This is a genomic window from Klebsiella indica, from assembly GCF_005860775.1.
Lineage (GTDB): Bacteria > Pseudomonadota > Gammaproteobacteria > Enterobacterales > Enterobacteriaceae > Klebsiella > Klebsiella indica.
Genome location: NZ_VCHQ01000075.1, coordinates 1 through 752 on the forward strand (window position 1 = coordinate 1; position 752 = coordinate 752).

A 752-nucleotide genomic window follows, 5' to 3' on the forward strand; every position below is an offset into this window, starting at 1 on the left:
CTCAGGGGGAACTCAGTCCGGTTTATGCGATCTGATCAATCGCTGAATATCCCAAATCACCAACCGGACTGAGCGATGCCGATCATAGCCCCAATACCCCGTGGCGAACGACGCCTGATGCAGAAAGCTATCCATAAAACTCGCGATAAAAATCATGCCCGCAGGCTAACGGCTATGCTGATGCTTCATCGGGGTGAACGGGTCAGCGATGTTGCCAGAACACTCTGTTGTGCCCGTTCATCCGTTGGTCGCTGGATTAACTGGTTTACGCACTCAGGTATTGAAGGCCTGAAATCCTTACCCGCAGGACGCTCCCGACGCTGGCCGTTCGAGCATATTTGTGCATTGCTGCGTGAGCTCGTTAAGCATTCTCCCGGCGATTTTGGTTATCAGCGTTCCCGCTGGAGTACCGAACTGCTGGCGATAAAAATCCGTGATGTCACCGGTTGTCCGCTACATGCTTCAACCATCCGGCGATGGTTACCTGCTGCCGGACTGGTATGGTGCAGAGCAGCGCCAACACTGCGTATCCGGGACCCGAATAAGGAAGAAAAAATGGCAGCGATTAATGTGGCGTTAGCCAGCTGTAGCACAGAACACCCGGTGTTTTACGAAGATGAAGTGGATATCCACCTCAATCCCAAAATCGGCGCTGACTGGCAGTTACGCGGGCAGCAAAAACGCGTTGTCACGCCGGGGCAGAATGAAAAGTACTATCTTGCCGGTGCGCTGCACAGTGGTACGGGCAAAGT

At 53.6% G+C, this 752-nt stretch carries 1 protein-coding gene; it reads left to right on the forward strand.

From position 1 onward, the window contains the following. Window positions 1-75 precede the first annotated feature (75 nt). Window positions 76-752 (forward strand): IS630 family transposase (locus FE839_RS24525; RefSeq protein WP_138363277.1); only part of this gene is annotated, 677 nt, incomplete at its 3' end.